At 39.7% G+C, this 4,315-nt stretch carries 4 protein-coding genes; all 4 read left to right on the top strand.

Annotated elements, in window-relative coordinates; translation table 11 throughout:
- The first annotated feature begins 508 nt into the window (after positions 1-508).
- A complete protein-coding gene (gene napF, locus QNK26_RS00625) occupies positions 509-991 on the top strand; it encodes a ferredoxin-type protein NapF (protein WP_319220326.1) in 483 nt (160 codons plus the stop codon).
- A gap of 46 nt (positions 992-1,037) precedes the next feature.
- On the top strand, positions 1,038-1,310 hold the full coding sequence (locus tag QNK26_RS00620) for a chaperone NapD (RefSeq protein WP_319220325.1): 273 nt from the start codon (positions 1,038-1,040) through the stop codon (positions 1,308-1,310).
- The gene (gene napA, locus QNK26_RS00615; RefSeq protein ID WP_319220324.1) at positions 1,307-3,793 is read left to right on the top strand and encodes a periplasmic nitrate reductase subunit alpha; all 2,487 of its coding nucleotides are present in this window, start codon (positions 1,307-1,309) and stop codon (positions 3,791-3,793) included. The genes QNK26_RS00620 and napA overlap by 4 nt, the downstream gene beginning before the upstream one ends.
- An 88-nt stretch (positions 3,794-3,881) precedes the next feature.
- Positions 3,882-4,315 (top strand): nitrate reductase cytochrome c-type subunit (locus QNK26_RS00610; protein ID WP_319220323.1); only part of this gene is annotated, 434 nt, incomplete at its 3' end.

Here is a 4,315-nt window from a genome sequence, read left to right as displayed (position 1 = left end):
GGGGGTTGAATTACGTGATTTACTGCAAGATGATAATCAACAATCGGCACTCATCAGCCGTGTTGTAGAGCATATGTCAGATAAAAAATCGACGCACTTCCTTCAGGATGGTTTTACCGCTAACACGCCACACCTTGCGTCTATTGGTGGCTAAAGACGCTAAATCTTAGCTGTATAGATTTTATTAATCCCACCGACTATATTTTTAATATAGTGTAATACCTAATTACGCTATATTAAATCCTTATAAAAAATGCACATCTCAAAAGTCTTATCTATAATTTTAAGTATTTATTGTCACCAATATTCCTTTGCTATATATTTTTTTTAAATAAAAACATTATATTTAAATCACTATTTGTTGATCTAAATTAAGTTTTCATTAGCTTATCCATTAGGGAGTATTTGAGACTGGTGTCATATGTATCATCATGAATCTGATATCTTTATAGGCTAATGTGCGCTTTCATTTTCATATTTAAAGGTAATTTATTCTACAAGGTAGTCTATGAGTGTGAATTTAGCACGACGTTCATTATTTCGTCGTAAAGAACAAAATAATGTTGTACGCCTACCTTGGTTAAAAGCAGATTTATCGTTTACAGAACAGTGTACACGCTGTGGTGATTGCACGGCCGCTTGCCCTGAGCAAATAATAATAGTCGGTGACGGTGGGTTCCCAGAAATCGATTTTAGCGTATCAGAATGCAATTTCTGTAAAGAATGTGTAAATCATTGTAAAGAAGATTTGTTCGATTTAAATCAAGCACAGGCATGGGCTAATAAAGCAATTGTTTCAGATAGTTGCTTGAATATTAAATCGGTATATTGCCGAAGTTGTGCTGAATCATGTGAGACAGAGGCTTTGGTATTTAATTTTACTAATACAACATTCGTCAGTCCTGATGTTGTATTAGATGCTTGTAACGGTTGTGGTGGATGTGTATCTATTTGCCCTGTAAATGCAATTACAGTGAGCCCTAGCTGTTAGATTTAGTTATTAAGAATACGTTTTATAATAATTATAAGGTCATAAAATGGCAGAACATGAAGTTCATATCTCAAGTTTAATCATTCACGTAAGACCAGAAAATTTGGTTGACGTGAAAAATAAAATTGCTGCAGTACCCGAAGCTGAAATTTACGGTGACAGTGAAGAGGGGAAAATTATCGTCGTATTAGAAACAGCTAATCAAAAATTTGTTACTGATATTATTGATAAAATTAATAATCTCGAGCATGTCTTAAGTACTTCTCTTGTTTTTCATCAAATTGAAACTATCGATCCATCATGTGAGGATGATCTATGAAATTAACCAGACGTGCGTTTGTTAAAGCAAATGCTGCAGTTTCTGCTGCTGCAATTGCTGGCGTTACTCTTCCTGCTAGTGCAACAAATCTTATTGCAGTTAGCGATGAAACAAAAATTAAATGGGACAAAGCCCCATGTCGTTTTTGTGGTACAGGTTGTTCTGTACTCGTTGGTACACAGGGTGGTAAAGTTGTTGCTACTCAAGGTGATCCAGAAGCGCCAGTAAATAAAGGTCTTAACTGTGTTAAAGGCTATTTCTTATCTAAAATTATGTACGGTAAAGATCGTCTAACGACACCTTTATTGCGTATGAAAGATGGTGAGTTTTCTAAAGATGGCGAATTTGCACCAATTTCATGGGATCAAGCTTTTGATATCATGGCTGAAAAGTGGAAAGCTTCACTTAAAGCAAACGGCCCTACATCAGTAGGTATGTTTGGTTCTGGTCAATGGACAGTGATGGAAGGTTATGCCGCTGTTAAATTGATGAAAGCCGGTTTCCGTTCAAACAATATTGATCCTAATGCGCGTCACTGTATGGCTTCCGCTGTTGGTGGTTTCATGCGTACGTTTGGTATTGATGAGCCGATGGGTTGTTATGATGACTTCGAACAATCGGATGCATTTGTACTTTGGGGCTCAAACATGGCTGAAATGCATCCAATTCTTTGGACGCGTATCACTGACCGCCGTTTAAGTAATCCACACGTTAGAGTAAACGTATTATCAACGTATAAGCATCGTTCTTTTGAACTAGCTGATACGGGTGTTATTTTCAATCCACAATCAGATCTAGCAATGGCTAACTTTATTGCTAACTACATCATCCAAAATGATGCTGTAAACTGGGATTTCGTTAATAAGCACACCCACTTTAAACGTACAGCAACAGATATTGGTTACGGTTTACGTGACGAACATCCAATGCAAGCTAAAGCTAAAAACCCTAACTCGGGTAAAATGACAGCAATGACATTTGAAGAGTATAAGACCTCGGTTGCTGAGTATACGGTTGAGAAAGCATCAGAAATCTCAGGTGTATCAGAAGAAAAACTAATTACACTTGCTAAGCAATATGCTGATCCAAACATCAAAGTAATGTCGCTATGGACTATGGGTATGAATCAACATACACGTGGTGTGTGGATGAACAGCCTTGTTTATAACATTCACTTACTTGTTGGTAAAATTTCACAGCCAGGTAATGGTCCGTTCTCACTTACTGGTCAACCATCAGCATGTGGTACAGCACGTGAAGTGGGTACATTCTCACACCGTCTGCCTGCAGATATGGTTGTTGCGAATCCAAAACATCGCGCAATCGCTGAGAAGATCTGGAAACTACCTGAAGGTACGATCCCACCTAAGCCGGGCTTACACGCTGTTGCACAAAACCGTGCACTAAAAGACGGTACGTTGAATGCGTATTGGACTATGTGTAACAACAACATGCAAGCTGCGCCAAACATGATGGAAGAGGGCTTACCAGGTTACCGTAACCCAGCCAACTTCATCGTTTGTTCTGACCCGTACCCAACAGTAACTGCACAAGCATCTGACCTTATTTTACCAACGGCAATGTGGGTAGAAAAAGAAGGCGCTTATGGTAATGCTGAACGTCGTACACAAGCTTGGTATCAACAAGTTAAATCTGTTGAAGGTGCAAAATCAGATTTATGGCAGTTAATGGAATTCGCTAAACGCTTCAAAATTGAAGAAGTTTGGGGTGAAGATCTATTAGCTAAGATGCCTGAGCATCGCGGCAAGACGATGTACGACGTACTGTACAAAAATGGTAATGTTGACGCATTCCCACTAAGCGAAGCGCAAGAGCTAAATGATGATGCTAATGATCAAGGCTTCTACGTACAAAAAGGTCTATTCGAAGAATACGCAACCTTTGGCCGTGGTCATGGTCATGATTTAGCACCGTATGATGTTTACCACACAGTTCGTGGTTTACGTTGGCCTGTAGTGAACGGCGTTGAAACGAAATGGCGTTTTGCAGAAGGCAGTGATCCGTATGTAGGTAAAGGCAAAGGCTTTGAGTTCTACGGTAAGCCTGATGGTAAAGCGAACATCATTTTTGCACCATATGAAGCGCCACCAGAAATACCAAATGAAGAATATGACATGTGGTTATGTACCGGCCGTGTTCTTGAACATTGGCATTCAGGCTCGATGACAGCACGTGTACCTGAACTTTATCGTGCTATGCCTGATGCGCTTTGTTATATCCATCCTGATGACGCGAAGAAACGTAATGTGCGTCGTGGTGATGAAGTTGTTATTGAATCTCTTCGTGGTGAAGTGCGTTGTCGTGTGGAAACACGTGGCCGTAACCGCCCACCAGTAGGCTTAGTATTTGTACCTTGGTTTGATGCGCGAGTATTAATTAACAAGGTATGTCTAGATGCTACGGATCCGTTATCAAAACAAACGGATTATAAAAAATGTGCAATAAAAATTACTAAAGTGTAATTAAACCTGCATATCTTACTGAAAGAGTTTGCCAGCAATCGATGCTGGCAAATAACGGATTTATTTGCCGATAGGTGGAGAACATAATATGAGAAAATTATTGGCTGTGCTGCTAGCTGCAGGGACTTTATTCTCTGTATCAGCACAAAGTACAGAAACTGCTGTTATTGATAATGTAAATAACGGTGGTGTTGCATCATTACGTGGTATTACGGAATTGGATACAACGCGTAAAGCGGACGAATTGAAGCGTGTGATTAAAGATCGTAGCCCAATTGACCGTGACTATGTATATCAACCACCACTTGTACCGCATCAAACACGTCATTATGAAGTGTCGTTAAATGCCAATAAGTGTTTGTCATGCCATAGCTGGAAATATGCTGGTGAAATGGGTGCAACTAAGATCAGTGTGACGCATTACCAAGGGCGTGATGGTGAAGTATTATCGGATGTGTCACCACGTCGTTATTTCTGCCTACAGTGCCATGTAACGCAAGCTGATGCATCACCGTTAATCGA

Origin of the sequence: Moritella sp., from assembly GCF_033791185.1 — a bacterium.
Lineage (GTDB): Bacteria > Pseudomonadota > Gammaproteobacteria > Enterobacterales > Moritellaceae > Moritella.
The sequence above is the reverse complement of the archived record's forward strand: the minus strand, read 5'-3'. Positions and strand labels throughout refer to the sequence as shown.

Excerpts from the sequence above, each read along its gene's own strand:
- QNK26_RS00620 (WP_319220325.1), top strand. The coding sequence starts at position 1,038 with ATGGCAGAACATGAAGTTCATATCTCAAGTTTAATCATTCACGTAAGA.
- napF (WP_319220326.1), top strand. The coding sequence starts at position 509 with ATGAGTGTGAATTTAGCACGACGTTCATTATTTCGTCGTAAAGAACAA.
- napA (WP_319220324.1), top strand. The coding sequence starts at position 1,307 with ATGAAATTAACCAGACGTGCGTTTGTTAAAGCAAATGCTGCAGTTTCT.